At 44.0% G+C, this 20437-nt stretch carries 22 protein-coding genes, 2 tRNA genes and 2 pseudogenes; 10 read left to right on the top strand and 16 right to left on the bottom strand.

Going from position 1 to position 20437, the window contains the following annotated elements; all coding sequences use genetic code 11:
• Positions 1–571: 571 nt before the first annotated feature.
• The 4 genes from O9323_RS08555 to cysK all read right to left on the bottom strand — a co-directional run bounded on the left by O9323_RS08555 (position 572) and on the right by cysK (position 5167).
• A complete protein-coding gene (locus tag O9323_RS08555) occupies positions 572–2254 on the bottom strand; it encodes a family 2A encapsulin nanocompartment cargo protein cysteine desulfurase (RefSeq protein ID WP_216628737.1) in 1683 nt (560 codons plus the stop codon).
• The gene (locus O9323_RS08550) at positions 2220–3152 is read right to left on the bottom strand and encodes a family 2A encapsulin nanocompartment shell protein (protein WP_002735851.1); all 933 of its coding nucleotides are present in this window, start codon (positions 3150–3152) and stop codon (positions 2220–2222) included. The genes O9323_RS08555 and O9323_RS08550 overlap by 35 nt, the downstream gene beginning before the upstream one ends.
• Before the next feature lie 78 nt (positions 3153–3230).
• Positions 3231–4190, bottom strand: coding sequence for a serine O-acetyltransferase EpsC (gene epsC / locus O9323_RS08545; protein WP_042790612.1), 960 nt, complete (start codon positions 4188–4190; stop codon positions 3231–3233).
• A complete protein-coding gene (cysK, locus tag O9323_RS08540; protein WP_004162273.1) occupies positions 4187–5167 on the bottom strand; it encodes a cysteine synthase A in 981 nt (326 codons plus the stop codon). The genes epsC and cysK overlap by 4 nt, the downstream gene beginning before the upstream one ends.
• A 189-nt stretch (positions 5168–5356) precedes the next feature.
• Between cysK and O9323_RS08535 the strand changes: the two genes are divergently transcribed.
• Entirely contained in the window at positions 5357–5506 is a 150-nt protein-coding gene (locus O9323_RS08535; RefSeq protein ID WP_002750438.1) for a hypothetical protein, read from the top strand.
• Between the two features lie 56 nt (positions 5507–5562).
• Positions 5563–5829 (top strand): annotated as a pseudogene (locus O9323_RS08530) (transposase family protein); the annotation flags it as partial.
• A gap of 453 nt (positions 5830–6282) precedes the next feature.
• Here O9323_RS08530 and tsaB read toward each other — a convergent pair.
• The 4 genes from tsaB to O9323_RS08510 form a co-directional block, all read right to left on the bottom strand.
• Complete coding sequence (gene tsaB / locus O9323_RS08525; RefSeq protein WP_149106443.1) at positions 6283–6885, bottom strand: tRNA (adenosine(37)-N6)-threonylcarbamoyltransferase complex dimerization subunit type 1 TsaB; 603 nt, start codon at positions 6883–6885, stop codon at positions 6283–6285.
• Positions 6886–6914: 29 nt separating this feature from the next.
• Positions 6915–6986, bottom strand: a tRNA-Lys gene (locus tag O9323_RS08520).
• Positions 6987–7049: 63 nt separating this feature from the next.
• Positions 7050–7922: an aldose epimerase family protein gene (locus O9323_RS08515; RefSeq protein WP_193978273.1), complete on the bottom strand. Its 873-nt coding sequence runs from the start codon at positions 7920–7922 to the stop codon at positions 7050–7052.
• 230 nt (positions 7923–8152) lie between these two features.
• Positions 8153–8839, bottom strand: coding sequence for a diacylglycerol/polyprenol kinase family protein (locus O9323_RS08510; protein WP_024970158.1), 687 nt, complete (start codon positions 8837–8839; stop codon positions 8153–8155).
• Between the two features lie 55 nt (positions 8840–8894).
• Here O9323_RS08510 and yidD point away from each other — a divergent pair, with 55 nt between their 5' ends.
• Entirely contained in the window at positions 8895–9125 is a 231-nt protein-coding gene (gene yidD, locus O9323_RS08505; RefSeq protein ID WP_002732315.1) for a membrane protein insertion efficiency factor YidD, read from the top strand.
• Between the two features lie 154 nt (positions 9126–9279).
• On the opposite strand, the gene O9323_RS08500 is transcribed toward yidD, so the two are convergent.
• On the bottom strand, positions 9280–10038 hold the full coding sequence (locus tag O9323_RS08500) for an LmeA family phospholipid-binding protein (RefSeq protein ID WP_002750445.1): 759 nt from the start codon (positions 10036–10038) through the stop codon (positions 9280–9282).
• A 198-nt stretch (positions 10039–10236) separates the two neighbouring features.
• Here O9323_RS08500 and O9323_RS08495 point away from each other — a divergent pair, with 198 nt between their 5' ends.
• Entirely contained in the window at positions 10237–11376 is a 1140-nt protein-coding gene (locus O9323_RS08495; protein ID WP_288124950.1) for a ferrochelatase, read from the top strand.
• 88 nt (positions 11377–11464) lie between these two features.
• Positions 11465–11537: transfer RNA gene (locus O9323_RS08490), tRNA-Arg, on the top strand.
• A gap of 317 nt (positions 11538–11854) precedes the next feature.
• Here O9323_RS08490 and O9323_RS08485 read toward each other — a convergent pair.
• Positions 11855–12058: a type II toxin-antitoxin system RelE family toxin gene (locus O9323_RS08485; protein WP_002731958.1), complete on the bottom strand. Its 204-nt coding sequence runs from the start codon at positions 12056–12058 to the stop codon at positions 11855–11857.
• Between the two features lie 40 nt (positions 12059–12098).
• A complete protein-coding gene (locus O9323_RS08480) occupies positions 12099–12344 on the bottom strand; it encodes a hypothetical protein (RefSeq protein WP_002734321.1) in 246 nt (81 codons plus the stop codon).
• Positions 12345–12621: 277 nt separating this feature from the next.
• On the opposite strand from O9323_RS08480, the gene O9323_RS08475 reads away from it, so the two are divergent.
• From O9323_RS08475 to O9323_RS08460, 4 genes and pseudogenes are all read left to right on the top strand, one after another.
• On the top strand, positions 12622–12990 hold the full coding sequence (locus O9323_RS08475) for a hypothetical protein (protein ID WP_155119063.1): 369 nt from the start codon (positions 12622–12624) through the stop codon (positions 12988–12990).
• Positions 12991–13154: 164 nt separating this feature from the next.
• A pseudogene (locus O9323_RS08470) lies at positions 13155–13250 on the top strand (LamG domain-containing protein); the annotation flags it as partial.
• Positions 13251–13415: 165 nt separating this feature from the next.
• Entirely contained in the window at positions 13416–13655 is a 240-nt protein-coding gene (locus O9323_RS08465) for a hypothetical protein (protein WP_002750454.1), read from the top strand.
• Between the two features lie 15 nt (positions 13656–13670).
• Entirely contained in the window at positions 13671–14006 is a 336-nt protein-coding gene (locus tag O9323_RS08460; RefSeq protein WP_002750455.1) for a type II toxin-antitoxin system PemK/MazF family toxin, read from the top strand.
• Between the two features lie 319 nt (positions 14007–14325).
• Here the strand turns inward: O9323_RS08460 and O9323_RS08455 are convergent, their stop codons facing one another.
• The 5 genes from O9323_RS08455 to O9323_RS08435 form a co-directional block, all read right to left on the bottom strand.
• Positions 14326–15135, bottom strand: coding sequence for a DNA adenine methylase (locus tag O9323_RS08455; RefSeq protein ID WP_002750457.1), 810 nt, complete (start codon positions 15133–15135; stop codon positions 14326–14328).
• Positions 15136–15143: 8 nt separating this feature from the next.
• Positions 15144–16274 carry a hypothetical protein gene (locus O9323_RS08450; protein ID WP_002750464.1) on the bottom strand — a complete coding sequence of 377 codons (1131 nt, stop codon included), beginning with the start codon at positions 16272–16274 and terminating at the stop codon, positions 15144–15146.
• Between the two features lie 101 nt (positions 16275–16375).
• Entirely contained in the window at positions 16376–16621 is a 246-nt protein-coding gene (locus O9323_RS08445) for a YlcI/YnfO family protein (protein ID WP_002750466.1), read from the bottom strand.
• A 115-nt stretch (positions 16622–16736) separates the two neighbouring features.
• Complete coding sequence (locus O9323_RS08440) at positions 16737–18668, bottom strand: transglycosylase domain-containing protein (RefSeq protein WP_288124949.1); 1932 nt, start codon at positions 18666–18668, stop codon at positions 16737–16739.
• 171 nt (positions 18669–18839) lie between these two features.
• The gene (locus O9323_RS08435; RefSeq protein WP_288124948.1) at positions 18840–19325 is read right to left on the bottom strand and encodes a pentapeptide repeat-containing protein; all 486 of its coding nucleotides are present in this window, start codon (positions 19323–19325) and stop codon (positions 18840–18842) included.
• A gap of 214 nt (positions 19326–19539) precedes the next feature.
• Here O9323_RS08435 and O9323_RS08430 point away from each other — a divergent pair, with 214 nt between their 5' ends.
• Positions 19540–20304 (top strand): YebC/PmpR family DNA-binding transcriptional regulator, encoded by a 765-nt coding sequence (locus O9323_RS08430; protein WP_002734597.1) that lies wholly within the window; start codon positions 19540–19542, stop codon positions 20302–20304.
• The last annotated feature ends 133 nt before the right edge of the window (positions 20305–20437 follow it).

Raw genomic sequence — 20437 nt, 5'->3', positions numbered from 1 at the left:
TCCGTTTTTAATAAGATAATTAACTCCCAATCCAACTTGAAAAACCCGCTCCTCACCCTCCTATACCTGGACTTCCCCCGTATAAACATACTAGCTATGGCTAAAAGTCTTACAGAGCCTGAGTTCAAGCAATACAATACTAATGAACTACTGGACACAAAATCCTGAAGTTCTTACGCAGATAGGGTTTGAGGCAAAAATTTTCAAATTTGACCTTTAGACCATTATAGCTTGTTTCGGGGCAGAAAACCAGCAAAAACATGGCTACAGAGCGAATCCCTTACTCTAGAGATGAATGACACTATCTGTTAAAATCAGGTTAGCGATCACTATACAGCCAACTCTACGGAATCGCTCTACTCCAGATACAGTCAACGGTACAGCCATTTTCAAGTGAAAAATGTACCTAGCAGCCTCTTTTCAATTTTTTCTTAGAAGCGACCTGCAGTAAGGGTTTTGTTAATTTTTTAGTATTTATGTATGGGGGAAGTCCAGCTATACATTTTAAATAGGTGGCAGTTTAGGGAGAACTGGAATAGGTGTACAAGCTGCCCCACCTATGACCGTCAGTTTATTGGTGTTGCAGACGTTCCAACGCAGCCACCAGCGCATCCACCTCGGCTTTAGTATTGTAGAAAGCCAAGGAAGGGCGCACCGTTGCCTCTAAACCAAAGCGTCGCAGAATGGGTTGAGCGCAGTGATGGCCTGCCCGCACGGCAATCCCTTCCCGATTCAGGGCTTGTCCAATCACTTCCACATCAAATCCCTCTAGCACAAAGGAAAGCACGCCGGCCTTATCGGCTGCCGTCCCAATCAAACGCAGGCCCGGGATGGTTGTCAGTCCCGCAGTGGCGTACTCCAGAAGTTCATGCTCGTAATTGGCAATGGTGGTCAAACCAATCTGCTGAACATAATCCAAGGCCGTCCCTAAGCCAACGGCATCGGCAATATTGCCCGTTCCAGCCTCAAAACGAGTGGGAGCCGCCTGATACACGGTACGCTCAAACGTCACATCCACGATCATGTTGCCGCCGCTTTGCCAGGGAACCGTGGCATTTAACAGGTCTTCTTGACTATAAAGTACCCCGATCCCTGTGGGACCAAAGACTTTATGCCCGGAAAAGACGAACCAATCACACCCTAATTGTTGAACATCGATCGGAATGTGGGAAACCGATTGAGCGCCATCTAACAAGACTTTGGCCCCGACCCGATGGGCCAAGTCAATGATTTGTTTGGCGGGGGTAATGGTTCCCAAGGCATTGGAAACATGGGAAAAAGCCACCAGTTTTGTGCGGGAGTTGAGTAATTGTTGGTACTCTGCCAGTAAAATCTGCCCGTGGTCATCGACGGGGACAACCCGCAATTTTGCTCCCGTTTGGGCGGCTAGTTGCTGCCAAGGCACAATATTGGCATGGTGTTCTAGATGGGTGAGGACAATCTCATCCCCCGCTTGCAGGGTTTGTTGTCCCCAGCTTTTTGCCACCAGATTAATGCCTTCCGTTGTTCCCCGCACGAAAATGATTTCGTTAGCAGATGAGGCATTGAGAAAACGGCGTACCGTTTCTCTGGCCGCTTCGTAAGCATCTGTGGAACGGGCCGCTAATTCATGGGCGGCACGATGCACATTGGAATTTTCATGGCTGTAGAAATGAACGAGGCGATCGATGACTGCTTGGGGCTTTTGAGTTGTTGCGGCATTGTCGAACCAGATCAGCGGTTTGCCATTCACCCGTTCTTGCAGGATAGGAAAATCCAGGCGAACGGTATGAACATCAAAGAAGCTGGGTCGTTGAACGCTTCGCCCGCTGGCATGGGGGACAAAAAGGGGATCGATCGCTGGGACTTGAACAAGCTGTTCAGGCTTGGCCACTACCGCCGGAAGGTCGGGGATTTTTGTTTCTAACTCCTCAATGAAGTAGAAAGAGGGGGTTGCTAAGGGTACAGCCAAGGGAACTGTGGGCCGTTCGCCCACAGCAGCCGGGGAAGTTGCGGGGGTGGATGGCACCAGATCATCCCGGTCTGGACTCAACCCCTTGGCCAGCTCCGCTCCAAGGTCGTGCCGTTGTAGTTCTTGAATTATCGTCTGGGCGAGATGCTCAAGAAGGTCAGGTTGGAATAAGGGGTTAAGAGAAATGTTCTCGACCTCAGTTGGGGCAGTGGTGGGCGGGGATACAGAGGGTAGATTCCCCCCCGCCTTTTCAGGGATCAGTTCAGGGTTAGTCATAGTCGTAGATGTGGTATTGGTTGACATCAACGTTCTCCAGTACGGCCGCCGCATCGTCGGTCAACACTGCCAACGAACAGTAGAGGGAGACCAGGTAAGAGGCGATCGCCTTGCGACTAATCCCCATAAATCGCACCGACAAGCCAACTCCCTGTTGACCGGGTAAATTGGGCTGATAGAGACCGACCACCCCTTGACGGCTTTCTCCTACCCGCAATAACAAAATATTGGTTTTGCCTTGTTCATTCACAGCCAACTTATCGGAAGGAATCAAAGGCACGCCCCGCCAAGTAATAAACTGAGAGCCAAATAATGACACCGTAGCAGGGGGTACACCCCGTCGGGTTGCTTCTCGGCCAAAGGCCGCGATCGCTTTAGGATGGGCGAGGAAAAATGCCGGTTCCTTCCACACCTTCACCAGCAACTCATCCAAATCGTCCGGCGTGGGCGCACCATTGCGAGGTTGCACTTTCTGGGAATCAACAATATTGTTGAGCAATCCGTACTCATGGTTGTTGATCAACTCATTTTCTTGACGTTCCTTCAGCGTTTCAATCGTCAGGCGCAATTGTTCATGGATCTGATCGTGGGGACTGCTGTAGAGATCGGACACGCGAGTGTGAACATCCAGTACCGTATTCACCGCACTCAAGAAATACTCCCGGGGGTTCTCTTCGTAATCCACAAAGGTTTCGGGCAGCTCCCGCTCATCTCGTTCAGAGCAAGCCACCTCAACCCGGGAGGCATCCCTGACTTTGTTGAGACGATAAATCCCCGCTTCAACGGGTAGCCAATGCAAGAGGCGAACGAACCACCGGGGTGAAATGGTCAATAACTGAGGAACGGTCTTTGTGGCATTGGCCAACTGCCGAGCGGCAGCATCTCCCAAAGCCAGTTGCAATTCATGATCTTGGGTATAGGTCATTGAGTTAAATCCTCCAATTCAAAAAAAAAAGTAACAAAGCGACTGTTATGGCCGAACATTCACAGCCCGGACAGCCCCTCAAATTCCCGAGCCGTCATCAAACATTTCCTGTCGTAGTTGCGCCTGGGAGACAAAACCCCCCGGCGGCACACTGCGGGTTAACCAAACATTTCCACCGATGGTGGCGCCCCGACCGATAGTTACCCGACCGAGAATCGTTGCACCTGAGTAAATCACCACATCATCTTCAATAATCGGATGACGGGGTTGACCTTTGATTAAACTGCCCGATTCGTCCCGGGGAAAGCTTTTCGCCCCGAGCGTGACCGCTTGGTAAAGGCGCACGCGATCGCCAATCACCGTGGTTGCCCCAATCACCACCCCCGTCCCATGATCGATAAAGAAACTATTGCCGATCGAGGCGCCGGGGTGAATGTCAATCCCCGTTAAGGAATGACCAATTTCACTGATAATCCGCGCCAACAGGGGCGAGTCCAACCGATACAGGGCATGGGCAATGCGGTGATAAGTGATTGCCGTTACCCCGGGGTAACAAAACAACACTTCATCTAAATTTCTGGCTGCCGGATCACCTCGATAGGCCGCCGTGATATCCGTTTCCAGTAGAGCTTTCAGATGGGGTAATTGAGTGGCAAAGGCTTGTACCGTCCCTTGGGCGTGTTTCTCAATCTGGTCTGACGACCAGTGCAACTGCGACCCCAGCAACCACTGTTCACGACAAACCTGGTGATGCAGCAGTTGCAAGACTTCATTGAGGGTATGACCGATAAAATAGCGGCTGGACGTTTCGCCTAAATCGGGATTGCCAAAGTGATAGGGAAAAAGAACGGCACGCAGTCGATCAACAATCCGAAATAAGGCCTCACGGGAGGGCAAGGGGAAATGGCTTCGTGATTGAGACCAACTGTGGAACGACTCGCCACGAGGTTTGGACAATTGAGCGATAATTTCATCGAGATCCAAGGACAAGGTGGGTTGGGAGAGAGCGCTGGAACTGCTCGGATGCTCGCTCGTCATGCCACTAACCCTTGCTCATTAAATACCCCCTGGAACAGGATGGAACTCAAATACCGTTCTCCGGAATCTGGCAAAATCACGACAATGGTTTTGCCTTGGTGTTCGGGTTGTTGTGCCAAACGAGCGGCGACGGCGACGGCGGCACCGCAGGAAATGCCGGAGATAATCCCTTCTTCCTTGGCCAACCGTTGGGCATAAAGAATGGCCTCTTCGTTGGAAACGGTTTCAATCCCATCCACGAGGGATAAATCCAGAACTTCGGGAACAAACCCCGCCCCAATGCCCTGAATTTTGTGAGGGCCAGACTTTAAGGGCTGACCTGCCCGGGCTTGGGATAGTATGGGGCTGGCTTCTGGCTCCACTGCTACCGATAAAATCGGTTTTCCCCGGGTCTTTTTGACATAGCGCGAAACTCCCGTAATGGTTCCGCCCGTTCCCACACCCGACACGAGAATATCGATCGCCCCGTCTGTATCCTGCCAAATTTCAGGGCCGGTGGTTTCCTCATGGATGCGGGGATTGGCAGCATTGCGGAACTGTTGCAACAACACATAGCGATCGGGATTAGACGCGGCAATTTCTTCTGCCTTTGCCACCGCCCCGGTCATGCCTTTAGTCCCTTCTGTTAACACCAGATTGGCTCCATAGGCGAGCAACAGTTTGCGCCGCTCCAAGCTCATGGTTTCAGGCATGGTCAGGGTTAGGGGAATCCCCTTAGCGGCGGCTACAAAGGCCAGGGCAATGCCTGTATTGCCACTGGTGGGTTCCACCAGTTCTTTGCCCGGCCCCAATAGTCCCCGTTGTTCTGCATCCGAGATCATGGCCGCACCAATACGACATTTGACCGAATAGGCCGGATTGCGACCTTCAATCTTGGCCAGAACCGTGGCGTGATTGTTGCCAACGATTCGATTAAGGCGCACTAGAGGAGTCCGCCCGATCGACAAACTGTTATCCGCGAACCATTTCTTACTCACAAAATGGCAACTCCATGATTAAAATACGACAGTTCACCAGATTGGTTCATCTTGAATTCATTTGAAATTCATTTTGAATCCATTTAAGATTCATCCTAGCCTATGCACTATCAACCTCTGGTCAAGCTAAACAAATCTTTACAATCAAGCGGGGTCGGCCGCTGAGGTGGAAGAATCATCGTCACCGCCTTGACTGCTGGTGCGGTTGCTGCGGCTAAAGATACGGCGGAAAAAGGCGTTAAAGATACATATAAAGGTTTGAAAACCTTTAACTACCAGCAGAGAAGACAGTGGTTATCAGTTAAACTGGTTTCTAGCAAGGCTTTCAAAATAGCTTGACATAAAACCTGATTTAGGGGTTACAAAGGTGAGATGCTCCCATCAGTTATCAGTTAGGTTATCAGGGAATAGCTGCATATCATAGTAATAGTTATACACCGAAAAAGAAACCGAAAAATAGAAAATTAACAGAGTTAGAAAAGGAGTATAACAAGCCTTTAGCCAAAGAAAGGATTATCATTGAACCTATAAACAGGAAACTCAAAATCTTGAAAATCTTATCCTGTAAATATCGGAATCGTCGTCGAAGATATAGTTTAAGAGTTAACCTGTTGGCGGCTATTTATAACTATGAGTTAGGCATAGATATAGCAACTTCTTAAAAGTTGCCAAACATTAATCCATTCAAGGATAATTTATTCTTAATTTGTATAATTGAGATAGTTTGTGTAGCTTAAATAAAGAGGTATGGAATTGCCATGTAATTAATTTGCAAGAGTTCTATTAATAAAAATAGCAATCATAAAAAACAAATTCTCAACATTTATCAAGCAATTATTTTTATCAATAAATATTCTACACGACTCAGTCCAGATAAGCAAGATGGCTCACCACTGCTACTGAATCACTACCTAATTAGGGTTGGCTGAATAAATCTAAAAACCTTGTTGGGTAAGACTTTTAGACCTTTTTGAAATCCAAAAGTGCCAGGCGTGGGAGTGATCAGGGGGAAAATTCAGGTACTTTTTCCCCGAAAATTAGGTAATTGACCCCCTGAAAATGGGTAAAACCCTACACCCCACACCCCACGAGAAACTTTTTGCCGCAAACCCCAATCACATCGCGTAAAATGGTAGCGCCTCCGACCAATGGGGGCGTTTTCCCGTTTGCCAATCCAAATGGGCTAAATCGAGGATAGCGGGGGCATTTATGCCTAAATAACTGGGTGTGGCTAATCTTTGATAGGAAATAGTTAAGTTTTCTAAGGTCTGCTGCCATTGTTCCAAAGTCATCAGGCTATCAGCTAAATAAACCCGATTACCCCGATAGATGCCCACATACAATTGTCCCCTAGTGGCGGGCATTTCTAGGGCTAGATAGGTATCAAGGGGATAAAAATCCCGTTGTGACCAAGCAAAGGCCGCTAAACTGGAGACGGTAAAAATCGGTAGCTGTAATTGTTGTGCTAGGGTTCTAGCGGTGACTATACCGATGCGGGTACTGGTAAAGCTCCCTGGACCCCTAGCAGTGGCTAGAAAGGCTAAATCTGCCCATTTTTGCGGGGCTAGGAACTGTTTTAGATAGGGGTGGAATAGGTTTGATAAATCCCTGTCTAAGTCCCAAGTTTGTTGACGACTATCATCACTGAAATTAGAGAGGGCCAGTCCTAGTTGGGGACTGCTGGTATGCAAAGCTAATCCATAGACAGGGGAAGGCAAGTCAATCTTTCTGTATCAGTAAATTTTTATGGGTCGCCTGGGATTCGAACCCAAGACCAATCGGTTAAAAGCCGAGTGCTCTACCGCTGAGCTAGCGACCCGTTTCGTGTTCTGCACACGATTCATCAATATAACATCTTATCGAGGCTAAGTCAAGGGGTAATTTAAATTTGATTGACTCGCATTTCCACGATCGCCTCGCGGCTGCTCTGGGGTTCTAAGTAGGTCAAATGTTCGCCTGTGTTAAGGGCGTTGCGGGGAGCGCTCCAAGGTTCGAGACAGATATAATTTTTATCTTTCAGGGTCCAAAAAACTATAGTTGTATAGAGATCGTCGTAACTGAGGACAATTTGGCGCTGATGATAAGAATCACTAAAACCACTTTGATGGCGCGTAATTTGCGGAAAAGCGGCATCAATTTCTTCGAGATTAAAGTCAAAGTTACCAGAGTAGGAATGGAAGGTTTTCGTGCGTTGGTCGAGGTATTGGGAGGAGGGAATATCAAAGGACAATCGGGTTTTATCGGTGACTTGAAAATAGGGATGGAAGCCGATAGAAAAGGGCATTTTTTCGGGGGAAAGATTAATTACTTTTTGGTGAATTCTGAGGCTGTTTCCTTGCAGTTGATAGGTAAAGATTAATTGAAAATCAAAGGGATAGACTTGACGAGTGGCTTCATTACTGTTTAATTCTAGGGTTAAACTAGCGGCGGTTTCGCTGCTTTGTTTGCTGACTTGCCAAGGTAAATCACGAGCAAATCCGTGTTGTTTGAGGGTATAGTTTCGGCCTTGGTGTTGATAGGTATTATCGGGTAAGTTGCCGCAGATAGGAAATAAAATCGGGACTCCTCCGCGGACGCTGAGGTTAGGATCTTTGAATCTTTCTCTGTCCAGATATAAAAGATCTTCTCCGCAAATTTGCCAACGGGTGATGATTCCTCCCCTAGCGGGAACCACTTCCAGATAAGCGTCAGCCTCTTCATCCTTGAGACAATAGGTAAGGTATTGATTTTGGTTTTGAGTGATCGTAAAAGTCATATCAGTTATCAGTTATCAGTTATCAGTTATCAGTTATCAGTTATCAGTTATCGGTACAGCTGACTAAAAAGCTGATTGCTAACATAGAACGTAGGTTGGGTTGAAGCATGAAACCCAACACCCGCTCATGTTACGCTACCACTAACCCATCCTAACAAATAATTGTGCCTCCCTACTTAGCTTAACCAATGAGGTTTTAGATTCGTCCCTTGTGAATAAGCTGAGATAGACTAGCTTGAGATGAAAATTTGAGTAAGAAAATAGGCAATGGCGGCGCTACCAACGGGTACAGTGAGATTATCTATACCCAGTTTCGAGAAAGTTTCTAGAATAGTAGCTCCGATCGCTGTCAATAAAGATACTAGAATAATTGGCGGATTAATGCCATTAACAAAAGATAAAATAATCAAGCTGACTAGAAAGCTGACTCCTAACATAGTCAGGGAACCTTCCAGACTTTTGCCACTGCCGAAAATTTTGTAGGGATGTTGACCGAAATTTTGTCCCACTAGGGCTGCTAATCCGTCTCCTAAAGCCATAATTAAAATACCCATTGCTGCGTATTCGGGGTGAGAAATTGGCCAAAAATAAGCCACAAGAACACCGATACTAACAGCATAAAAAAAAGTTCCCCAACTGCGGCGACCAACACTATTAAGACTGGGCAAAATGGGGAAAAAATAGGATAGGATAGCAATAATTGCCGCTAGGATGGCCGCACTTATTCCCACCCAAGCGGGGATATTTAACCACCAGGCAAAAAGGATGACGTTTCCTGTGCCAATGTGGACAACTTTGCGGGTAATTTCGCCATCGGTACTGAAAACACTTTTTAATTTTTCAGCGATCAGAATCAGAACAGCTAGGTAACAGGCGACTAAACTGATCGAAAATAGGAGAGAGTGGGATAGTTCCACGTGGCAAAAGCGAAAATTGACTATCTATTTAGTTTAGGCGATCGAGGTGACATTGATGAAAGGAATTTTTATTGGCTTAATTGAGGGATATAGACGGTTTATTTCGCCGCTATTTCCCCCTTCCTGTCGTTTTCAACCCACCTGTTCCCAGTATGCCATAGAAGCGATCGATCGCTTTGGTGTGCTACGGGGTTCTTGGTTAGCAATTAAGCGTATTCTCCGTTGTCATCCCTTTCACCCCGGAGGTTACGATCCTGTGCCTCCCTGTAGCCACAAGCACGATTAAAAGCCACAGCAGTTATCTCAATGGTGAGATAAGAAGTTTTCGTTTTGGGGATTCAGGAGTCAGGATTCAGGAGTCAATAGCAAACTAGGTTATACTTCATCTTTAGGGTAAAGTCTGTAAAACTCTTGATATTTTTAGACCCGTTGATGATTGCCTATTTTCTTTTGGGAAAACGCTCGATATCGGCGATACCATAAAAGATAATCTGTTTATCTTTTAAACGTAGTCGATCGACCCTTAATTGAGTACCATCGAGAGCAAACTTATCTAAATCCATAAGGTTGTTAACATGGCTGATTAAAGCTTCTCCTAAAGCTTTCGATCTTTCGTCCCCTTGGTAAACCACATCAACAAATTGAATTTTTCGCCGTTCTTCCACAACCACAGCCGTGGTCATTTCTAGCAGAATTGGTTCTTCTTCTGCCAATTTAATTAGACTTTTGAGAGTTAAAGTTTTATCGTCATTGAGAATTAATTCTGTGTTCTGACAGTGAATTGATTTACCTTCGTACTCTAATCTTTGCAGTTTTTCGACAATAAAAGGTGTATTAAAAGAGGTGGTTAAGTCTTCTTCCGTTAAAACTACCCGCAAAGTGGCCCGCGTCGGTTGACGGAGTTTCACCTGTCCGGTAAAAATGGCACTAAAATCGATCGCCACTGCCTGCACATACAGTTCCATGGCTTCGATGCGTAGGCCATTGTACATCAGCATCGACTGACCGATAAAGTCAAAACCGTCGATACTGCCTTGCAGTAATTTGGCTACGGGTTCGGCGCGGACAGTCGCTGTCAGCTTGCCTGTGCGTTTGAATAATGCAGCGATCGCAGCACTCACCACTTTACTGATGAGTTGATCGCCGCTCTGATTGGGAAAAGGTAAGCTACCAAACACGCCTGCTGTCATATCTCTCATAGGTGGGACTGCAACGATCTTAACATTATTTAAAGTTTCTTTACATATCGTTTTATTAATGAAGATGATAAGCAATCTGTATGATTCTGTAGAGGTTATAAATTTTTAGCGGTCTATCGCGTGGGAGGGGATAGGATGGAAAAACGCTACTATCCCAGTGATATAGCGTTTTTCACTTAAAAAATCGGGGTTAAAAACGTGGTTGCCATTTCAGATCAACAACCGTTAGCCGCTACCCACAACCACAGCGATCGAGTGGCGGTATTATTGATGGGATACGGGGAAGTGGAGAGTTACGAGGACTTCGCCAACTATAATGAACAGGCCTTAAATTTGCTGACGGCTAAGTTCGCTCCTGTACCGACTTGGGTTTATCCTCCCCTAGCGAAATTATTGGCCATATTTGACCTACACGAATGGCAGCACCAGCATAATCACTTTATTTCCCCCCATAACCACATTTTCGAGCATCAAAGACAGGAAATTGAGCGCAATTTACAGGCAAAATGGGGTAATCTGGTGGAGGTATTCAAAGCGTTTAACTTCTGTGCGCCTTTTTTACCGGCACAGATATTAACGGAAATCCGCGAGCGGGGATTCGAGAAAATTTTGATCTATCCTCTCCTCGTCGTTGATTCTATCTTTACCAGTGGCATTGCCATCGAACAGGTTAATAAAGCTTTAGCTCAAGGACAAACGGGGGAACATTGGGTTAAAGGATTGCGCTATATTCCCTCGTTTTATAACCAACCCGCTTATATAGATCTAATGGCGCGGTTAGTGGAAGAAAAAATCGCGGCCGAGGTAGCTAGTAGCTGTCTTCCCTCGCAAATTGGCATTATTTTAATGAATCACGGTTGTCCCCACGAAGCTAAGGGATTTACGTCGGGAATCGATGAAAGTCAAGCTTTATACGAGTTAGTCCGGGAAAAATTAATCTATCGTTATCCCTTGATTTCTGTGGGTTGGTTAAATCACCAAACCCCCTTAATTAAATGGACGCAACCGAATGCAGAGTTAGCGGCGAAGAATTTGATTGAATTAGGGGCCAAAGCTTTAATTTTCATGCCGATTGGCTTTGCTACGGAAAATCACGAAACTTTACTGGATGTGGAGCATATTATCGAAGCTTTACGCCGCAAACACGACCAAGTTAATTATGTGCAGATGGCCTGTGTCAACGATAACCCCGAATTTTGCCAGATGGTCGCCGATTGGGCCGAGGAACATATCGAAGCTTTACTATCACAAGAGGCTTTATCTGTCAATAGTTCTGTAACAATTCCTCACATTTATTCCGATCACCATCATCACCACGGACATCACCATCATCATTAAGCTTGGACAGTGGCAAAGAGGGGCAACGGCGAAAATTAGTCCTACCACTTGTCACTGTTGGAGCTATAATCTATAATTGTGCTTTCCTGGGTACGTAGCTCAATGGATAGAGCATCCGCCTTCTAAGCGGACGGTTGTAGGTTCGATCCCTACCGTACCCGTTATTGTTAACTAGGGATTGGAAATTCTCTCCTATCGTCCCGGGGACAATCGCTTTGATGCGGTGAGCGTCGAATTAGGTCAGTTGAATCCCGTCGGTTGATATTAATTGTGTTTAATTTAGTTGGCGATCGAGTTGAGAGTCCGTCAAGGGAGAAGGCAAAGGCGAATAGGACATACTGCGTCACAATACCTCACGGAATGAGGATAGGTCGCCTGAAAAGGGGTAAAACAGGGGAAAACACCTGAAACTCCTTCTTCTGTGAATCACTGTCTTATGGCGAAAGGAGAAACAGCAGTCTAGAAAAGAGTTCTGGTATTATTTATAGACATCGCCGCGAGGTTTAATAGTTGTAATGACGTATAGATTGTTATTTCTATCTTCAAAAAACAACACTCGATACTTACCTACTCGCAATCTTAGTTCATCTCTTCCGTAAAGGGGTTTAATATCTAATTTTGTAGAATCCGAAATCAAAGTATCCAAAGCTTCAAGAAGACGAATTTGATCATTTTTAGGCATCCTTTCTAAGTAGCGTTCTGCTTGTCTAAGTAGAATATAATCAGCCAAGTTTATCTCCAAATAATTTGTATTTTAATTCTGTTGAAGTGATTCCAGTATCTCGACCGGATAAATAATCTTGCCATGCTGCTTGGCTTTCAGCAAGTTCTTCGGCTGGAATGATCTCATCGTCATCTTTTGGCGCTACGGTCGGCTTGATGATAGTTTTTAAATCCTCTAAAAGTCGCAACTTATCCGTAAGGGGAAGATTCTCTATTTGGCTGAGGATTTCATAGTAAGTTGTCATAGACCTTGATCGTATCAGATAATCCGAACACACCTCAAATAATACCACATCCAGATACTAACCAAAAATGGTAAAAGCGGTGGGCTGTTCACAACCGACTTGGTTCTGCGGTTTCTTTATCGGGATTAAGAGAGGAATGTAAAGATTTATTAAATTGTAACTTTTAATACAGTTGTGGGGGGGGGAGTGTGTGTTTTTGTTTTGTCCGCCTTTGGTGTTGGGTTGTTGCTTAATCTGGCTGCGAGGGGGAGCGCTCGCACTTTGAGGAGATACATTAATGAAAACAAGTGTAATATACATAACGGCTGTATTAACTTTATTGGGACTAACTGTGTCTCGACAAGCTAAAACATTTAACTTAAGTGAAAACAAAGACTTTTTAATAGCTCAATCTGGTCAAGTATATAAGTGTATAAATGATCATGGCAGATTTTTGATAGTGCCAGGTATTCCTGGTGCAACTTCCAGTAGGGTTAGTTGCCTGATCCCCGTGAAATCGGTAAAAAGATGTATGTACAAAAGATTTCTTGATAAAACTTTCCATCGTTGTTCTTTAGCCATACCAGCTTTAGATGGTGTTCCAGTCAATACATATTATTCCATAGGAACAACTGCGGGACTCACAACATTGTTTACTATCGATTAATTTACAGGAATATCTATCCATGTATCGATTAGTGTGGGAATCTCTGATACCTCAATATTTTTGAGAACTTGTTTCATGGCTTAAGTAGGTGCATCTTCATCTTTTATTGTACCTTATCTAATCATATCTACATATCTAATAGTGTTCCTCAAATTATAACTTTCCTCCTCGCTCTCGGCACTATCGGCGCAGTTTCAACCCTGAAGCGCAAACTAAAATCATCCCAATCTACCGAAAAAGAAACCACAAAAGTAGGATAAATTACTTCTAAAAATACCATAAATGCCCCTTCATTTAGTCAATTGAGGGGTTATTTTTTGTGTATTGTTTATTGTCTATTATTTAATTGCTGCTAACTAATTGACAACAAGAGCGTTTTTTTATGGTAAAATGGTTGGCCTAGTGTAGATATAGTAAAAGTTGAAATGTCTGTCACCCATATTAATAATCTTCAAGACCAGATTTTGCAAAGTATTAAGACTTTACCGCTAGAAAAACAGCAAAAAGTCCTTGAATTTGTCAAATCCTTACAAAGAAATTCACGTTTTCAGAAATGGGACAATATTTCAGATGCAGAAGCACAATCGTTACAAAATGAATTTGCTCAAGAGGATATTAGCTTTTCAGAAAGTATTTTACCCGATTATTTATCTCACCTTGAATAAGAGGATAAGGAATAAATGCGAGGCGATATTTATCTAGCTGATTTGAATCCGAGTCGTGGTTCAGAACAAGCTGGTATTCGACCTGTTATTATTGTCCAACATAACAATATTGATCGCTTCACTAGCACTGTTGTTGTAATTCCATTAACCAGTAATTTACGTCGCGCACAAATCCCCGGAACAATGGTTATTCCCGCAGGACAAGGAGGCTTAAATCAGGAATCAGTAGCCTTATGTTATCAAATTGTTGTTATTGATAGACAACGACTTCAACGACAGTTGGGGACACTTTCTTCTAGTTATTTACAGCAATTGGAAGATGTTATGCGATACACATTAGATTTAACATAAAACACTAATATGAATGTTTAATTAGGGTCTGCTGAATAAATCTAAAAACCTTGTTGGATAAGACTTTTGGACTTTTTTCCCCTCAAAAAGTGCCGACCTTTGGAGTGATTGGGGGGAAAATTCAGGTACTTTTTCCCTGAAAATTAGGTAATTGACCACCTGAAAATGGGTAAAACCCCAAACCCCAAACCCCACACCCTGCCACCAGGAAAAACTTTTTGCCGCAAACCCTAACTAGGGATGGGAAATTCTCTCCTATCGTCTTGGGGACAATCGCTATAAGATTAGCGTACTGCTACGCAGTGCCTTCGGTATCGCACTAATAATTTTTGATCATTAATTCCCTACCAGATGCCGCCGCTCCTTGTTTATAATTATTCATGCCATACTGAAGATTCCACTCGATAATATGGGCAAAATTAAAGAGTTTTCGTATCTCTGGACAATCATCGTAGGTAATTAACCATTTAGCCTGACATTGACGCATATTATCGGCAAAACGTTGATGATCGAAGCTGGTATGTAAATTACCTCTCACACCGTACAAACGGGATTTTGTGGCACTATAGTAGGGGGGATCGAGAAAGATAAAAACTTCTTTTCCCTCAACAAATAATAATTCTTCGTAGTCTTGGTTAGTAATTTTTACTGATGCTAATAACGGCGCAATTTGAGTTAATCTGGCCATTGATGAATCAGTAAATCTACTGGTAAAAGCTGCTTGAGAATAACCTCCCGAATCCACTGTTCCCGAAAAAGTAATCCGATTTAAGATAAAAAAACGCACTGCTTTCTCAAAGTCGGTTAACTTTAAATCTTCCCTTGTTAAATCTTGAAATAATTCTCGTCCGCTATCATATTTCTGTTTAATTTCTGTTATTTTTGCTACCAATAACTCAATATTTTCTTGAGCGCATTGCCAGAAACAATATAAATCATAATTTAAGTCATTAATCCAATAGGTTTTTATTTGCTGTCCAAAGAGTTGCTTAACAGCAAAAAATACAGAACCCCCACCAAAAAAAGGTTCTCGATATTCCCTAATATTCACAGGAATTTGCGGCATAATTTGCTTAATTGCCCGGGATTTACCACCAGGATAACGCAAGGGACTTTTAATTTTTGACATTTTATTTACTAATTAGCTCCTATCTCGATTTCGAGCTTTTTATTGGTTTGAACTTCAACTAAAAGCTTTCTAATTATTTCCTGCTCTCTCTCCTTCAGATTATCCGAGTTTAACACAAGAAATTTTTCTAGATTTTCCAATTGACAAGGTAAAGTAATTTTGTCTTTAATACCTTTACCTGTAAGTTTTAACTTTGACACAAAATTTATGGATTGATTGTTTAAGTTAATGGAGTCTATATTGGAATACAGAATTAATTTAAAAAGACCATCTTGTATATCAGTTAAATCTGGCAGCCCCTTCCTTGTAGAATTTTTAGACTCCTGAATGTAATATTGATCTTTTATATATAAAATTTCGTCTGGTGCTAGATAATAAGTTCCTCCCAAATAGTTTTCAATACAGAAGTTTGCTTTCCTTCCATCGACTAAATATTCATGTTTATGTACTGTAACTGATTCCCTTTCACTTGCCATTTTAGAGCCTTTTAGAGATATATTTTTGAATTCTTCAAAATCAAGCATAACTGCTTTTAGATATTGTCCCATACTAGCTTGAGAATGAGTAAAAACACCAGTATTGTCAGAGATATTTTTATAAGAATTAAGAGCCTGTTGAAAAGTCGAAGTAAACTTTTCTTCTAATAAACTTTTATTCCAATGTAAAGCACTTTGCTTGTAATTTAAAATTTCTTTTATTTGATTCTTAATAAATTCATTATTAAACTTTTGTTTGGTAAGTTTGTGCTTATTTTTCTGTTTCGTTTTTTGACTTTTCTCCGCATTTTCATAGTATCCAAGAACTATATATATATTGAGTAAATTCATCCATGAAACTGTAGAATATTGAAGCTTATCTAAGTCTCCATCTCTTCCCTCATCTTTAATAATCGGTATTATTGTCAATATTTTTGATGCATTATATGTGTTATAAATTCTGGCAAATGGATAACTTCTGGTTCGCTTAGGGGAAACCCACTTGGAATAAGCGACTTCTGTATTTTGTGCCTCTATAATTCCATAAGCTCTGGATTCATTAACATCAAATTGTTCCAAACATACTCTGTCTAAAGATTCTGTTAGACAGGCTGTATATTTTACATCTCTAATAAATCCAGTCAAATTCAAGACTTCGCTCATATTATGAAATTACGATCAAACTAATTGGATTAAAAGACAGCCTAACGGTTGAACTCACCCGCCTTGTCAAAGTCTAGCACAAAGTCTGGTGCAGTGATATGTCAGACAGTCGGCAGCCGGTCATAGGCTTCTGGCTCAACATCGGGAACTTTTGTTAAGATTGCCTGATACTTTTCTCGACTTCCCTTTTTGGACCTTTCTATTAGGTAATTTTCTGTCATCAACGCTGAAAGTTTCTCAGCGATCGCAGTAAAGATAAATTGATCGATCGAAATTCCATCACGAGCCGCTAGATCATCTAAACTTTTCTGTAATGAGTCGGGAATTTGAACTTGGATGGTACTCATGGTAACTTACCTATTAATCGTAGGAAACCTAAAGGCTCAAAGCGTGGGTTTCATTTTTAACCTAGCCACCTTTACTCGATCGATAAATTACGATCAAACCAATTAGATTAACCATCTACTTAACTGTTGGTTTGCGAAATTTGGAAGGAGAAGGAAAATATTCTACCCGTTCATTTTTCAGAGCTTGTGCCATGAAATCGCGCCAAATGGGAGCGGCAAAACCACCGCCGGTGATACCTTTGCCTAAAGTGCGGTTTCGGTCATCTCCAATCCACACTGCGGTGGCTAATTGGGGAACATAACCGACAAACCAGACATTTTTCTCGTTATCGGTAGTACCGGTTTTTCCCGCTGCCGGACGACCGATTTGAGCCGAGGTTGCTGTTCCTCCCTGAATAACTCCCTGTAGGACAGAATTGAGGGAAGCGGTGGCCCAGGGGTCTAAAACTAGCTTCGGTTTGGGTGTATTATCGAGCATGACGTTACCACGGCTATCAGTAACACGCATGATAAAGGTCGGCTCGGAATGCCAGCCATTACTGGCAAAAGTAGCGTAAGCTCCCGCCATTTCCAGAGGAGTCACATCCACGGAACCCAAAGGTAAAGAGGTGACGGCAATTAAAGGACTCTCGAAACCCAGCAGACGACAGACTTCAATGACTTTATTTATCCCGACACGACGACCGAGAACAACCGCGGGAATATTCAGAGACTGCATCAGAGCGCTACGCAGGGAAACCGGACCAGAAAAGCCGCCACCGTAGTTTTTTGGGCTATAGAAGCCGCCGCCCTCGCGAAAACGGATGGGAGCATCATTAACCACGGTTTCGGGGGTAAAACGACCACTAGCGAAGGCAGTATAATAGACGAAAGGTTTAAAAGCTGACCCCGGTTGACGACGGGATTGAATAGCTCGGTTTAATTGACTTTTATTGTAATCAACGCCACCGACGAGCGCCTTGACGAAATGGGTGCGGGGATCCACCGCAACTAGAGAAATTTGTAGGTCTTTGGTACGAATACCGCGACCACGCAAGCCATTATAGGCCCGTTGAATGGTGGACTCGGCCATGTTTTGAAAGTCAAGATCGATCGTAGTTTGAATCCGCATTCCCCCTTTAGTTAGGGTTTCTTTGCCAAATTTTTGCCGCAATTCTGCCACCACTGCATCGGTGACATAGGGTAACTTACTTTCTTGCCAAGCGGTGGGTTTACCCAGTTTCAGAGGTTCCTTTAAGGCGGCCTCTTCCTGTGCGGGGGTAATCCAACCTAAGCTACGCATCCGACTGAGAACCAGTGCCTGTCTTTCCTTGGCGGTTTTATAATTATTAAAAGGACTATAAACTTCCGGTGCTTGGATTAATCCGGCCATCATCGCCGATTCTGCTAAATTTAACTCGGAGGCGGGTTTATTAAAATAACTTTTAGCGGCGGTTTGGACTCCATAATTATTATGGCCCCAATAGATATTATTGAGGTACATTTCCAGAATGTCATTTTTGCTAAAAACCTGTTCTACTCGTACTGCTAGGACTGCTTCAGCTAATTTACGGCTAACGGTGCGCTGATGGGAAAGAAAGATATTTTTGACTAACTGCATGGTGATGGTAGATGCACCTTCCACCACACCGCCACTTTTCCAGTTAGCGACTACTGCCCGGCCGATACTATTAGGATTAATACCACGATGGTGATAAAAATGGCTATCTTCGATCGCCATCACTGCGCGTTTCAGATTGGGGGAAATTTGATCAAGTTCCACCACTTCCCGATGCGCTTCCCCGTGTAAGCTGGTCAGGGGTCTGCCTTTAACATCATAGATATAACTGGTTTCCGTGGGGACATAGCCCTGTAAAATCCTCACATCGGGTAGATTGCGGTAACTGATCGCTAATCCTACCACAGCCCCCGTCACCACGGCCGTGGATACCATCAACAGGCCGAGAGCGGTTCCCCCTGCGACTCTAGAGACTCCCTGAAGAAAGCTATCGGGGGAACTACTGGACTGCTGCTCTTTGTCTTGATTGCCGAGGGTACTGGTGGACACGATGGTTACAATTTCCTTTTTCCAAGAGGGGACTGATCGATCGAACTGGCTTGAAAATCTATTCTATAGGTTTTGTTAAAAAATCGAATACTAGCTTACAGCAATTATGGCCGATCTGGCTCTAGATTCGATCGGCCATGGCAGGGGGATTAGGAGCAGCATAGTTAGATATCAGGGACAAAACAGGGTATCGCGGGTATTTCTGCCAGTTATGGGGTTAGTTCCTGTGGCTATCTCACAAAGATACTTTTCCACATCGGAGCGAATAATTGCATCGGTAAAATCGGCTCCGTCGATAATTGCACCTTTGATTAAAATGTTAGTGGCAAAAGCTCCTTCGAGAACGGCATTGGTAAAGTTGGCTCTGGTTAAACGGGCCGATTCTAAATCCACATTTCTCATATTGGCATCGCTAAAGTCGGCCCCCTCCAAGTTGGCAGAAAAAAAGCGTACTCCTTCCAGATTCGCATGACTGAAGTTACTACCGCGCAGATTGGAGTGATCGAAGGTGGAATCGCGCAAATCCTGCCCCCCAAAGTCATTATTGGTCAAATTGCGGTTATTGTAACTTAGCGCTTGGGCCGGAGCTAAGGAGAATAATAATACTAATATACTAGCAAACAAGATTAGTAGAGTTTTGCGAGAAAATTGCGCCATATTGCCACCTGATCAATAAACCTTTTCTATAATAAGCTGTACTGGATTTAAACCGCCTATCGGGAATTGTAGTACAAATGCTCGAACTGGCCGCCCCTCTATAGTTTCTCAACACGATTTATTATCATTACCCGGCACTCGTTGACAATTATCCCCAGATTTACCAAGGGCGATCGATCTGCTAGATTTTTGATGTTGGATATCTTAGATAGATATGGCTGGTCATAGTAAATGGGCAAATATTAAACGACAAAAAGCCCGGGTTGATGCCAAAAAAGGGCAAACTTTCACCCAGTTATCCCGGGCCATTATCGTGGCTACGCGTAACGGTGTTCCCGATCCGGCGGGCAATTTTCAGCTACGCACGGCGATCGAAAAAGCCAAGGCGGCCGGTATTCCCAATGACAATATCGAAAGAGCGATCGCTAAAGGGGCGGGAACTTGGGAAAATGACTCAGCTTTTGAGGAAATTCGCTACGAGGGTTATGGTCCGGGGGGTGTGGCGATCCTGATCGAAGCACTGACCGATAATCGCAATCGCACGGCTGCGGATCTGCGGGCGGCTTTTAGCAAAAATGGCGGTAATTTAGGTGAAACGGGCTGTGTGGGCTGGATGTTTGACCATAAGGGGGTAATTCGCCTTGAGGGAACTATTGATGAGGATAAGCTTTTAGAAGCTTCCCTAGAGGGCCAGGCCCAATCCTACGAGTTTTTTGACAGCGAGGAGGAAGGTCAAGGAGCAGAAGTTTTTACTGAGGTGTCTAACCTGGAGAGATTGAATAAGGTTCTGCAAGCAGCGGGATTTAAGGTCAAAGAAGCAGAATTACGCTGGATTCCCACTAATACCCTAGAAGTGAGCGATCGAGACCAGGCCCGTTTTTTATTCAAGTTAATCGACACCCTAGAATCTCTCGATGATGTGCAATCGGTGACGGCTAATTTTGATTTAGTCGAGGAATTGATGTTAGGGGATCTGTGATCCTAAATTCCTAGGCAGTGATCACTGATCAGATTTGAGTTTTCAGTGAGCGGTATGAAGTGAGAGTAAGTAGTTGGACAATCTTGATTAGGGACTTGCGCTTTGATAATGTACCTTTTGGGCGAACGCAGTT

Origin of the sequence: Microcystis sp. LE19-131.1A, assembly GCF_027532015.1 — a bacterium.
GTDB classification, from domain to species: domain Bacteria; phylum Cyanobacteriota; class Cyanobacteriia; order Cyanobacteriales; family Microcystaceae; genus Microcystis; species Microcystis ichthyoblabe_A.
The sequence above is the reverse complement of the archived record's forward strand: the minus strand, read 5'-3'. Positions and strand labels throughout refer to the sequence as shown.

Bases quoted from the DNA above. Each gene is read 5' to 3' on its own strand.
- O9323_RS08555 (WP_216628737.1), bottom strand. From the start codon at position 2,254: ATGTCAACCAATACCACATCTACGACTATGACTAACCCTGAACTGATC.
- O9323_RS08550 (WP_002735851.1), bottom strand. From the start codon at position 3,152: ATGACCTATACCCAAGATCATGAATTGCAACTGGCTTTGGGAGATGCT.
- epsC (WP_042790612.1), bottom strand. From the start codon at position 4,190: ATGACGAGCGAGCATCCGAGCAGTTCCAGCGCTCTCTCCCAACCCACC.
- O9323_RS08515 (WP_193978273.1), bottom strand. From the start codon at position 7,922: ATGACTTTTACGATCACTCAAAACCAAAATCAATACCTTACCTATTGT.
- yidD (WP_002732315.1), top strand. From the start codon at position 8,895: ATGAAAGGAATTTTTATTGGCTTAATTGAGGGATATAGACGGTTTATT.
- O9323_RS08500 (WP_002750445.1), bottom strand. From the start codon at position 10,038: ATGAGAGATATGACAGCAGGCGTGTTTGGTAGCTTACCTTTTCCCAAT.
- O9323_RS08485 (WP_002731958.1), bottom strand. From the start codon at position 12,058: ATGCCTAAAAATGATCAAATTCGTCTTCTTGAAGCTTTGGATACTTTG.
- O9323_RS08480 (WP_002734321.1), bottom strand. From the start codon at position 12,344: ATGACAACTTACTATGAAATCCTCAGCCAAATAGAGAATCTTCCCCTT.
- O9323_RS08475 (WP_155119063.1), top strand. From the start codon at position 12,622: ATGAAAACAAGTGTAATATACATAACGGCTGTATTAACTTTATTGGGA.
- O9323_RS08465 (WP_002750454.1), top strand. From the start codon at position 13,416: ATGTCTGTCACCCATATTAATAATCTTCAAGACCAGATTTTGCAAAGT.
- O9323_RS08460 (WP_002750455.1), top strand. From the start codon at position 13,671: ATGCGAGGCGATATTTATCTAGCTGATTTGAATCCGAGTCGTGGTTCA.
- O9323_RS08455 (WP_002750457.1), bottom strand. From the start codon at position 15,135: ATGTCAAAAATTAAAAGTCCCTTGCGTTATCCTGGTGGTAAATCCCGG.
- O9323_RS08450 (WP_002750464.1), bottom strand. From the start codon at position 16,274: ATGAGCGAAGTCTTGAATTTGACTGGATTTATTAGAGATGTAAAATAT.
- O9323_RS08445 (WP_002750466.1), bottom strand. From the start codon at position 16,621: ATGAGTACCATCCAAGTTCAAATTCCCGACTCATTACAGAAAAGTTTA.
- O9323_RS08435 (WP_288124948.1), bottom strand. From the start codon at position 19,325: ATGGCGCAATTTTCTCGCAAAACTCTACTAATCTTGTTTGCTAGTATA.
- O9323_RS08430 (WP_002734597.1), top strand. From the start codon at position 19,540: ATGGCTGGTCATAGTAAATGGGCAAATATTAAACGACAAAAAGCCCGG.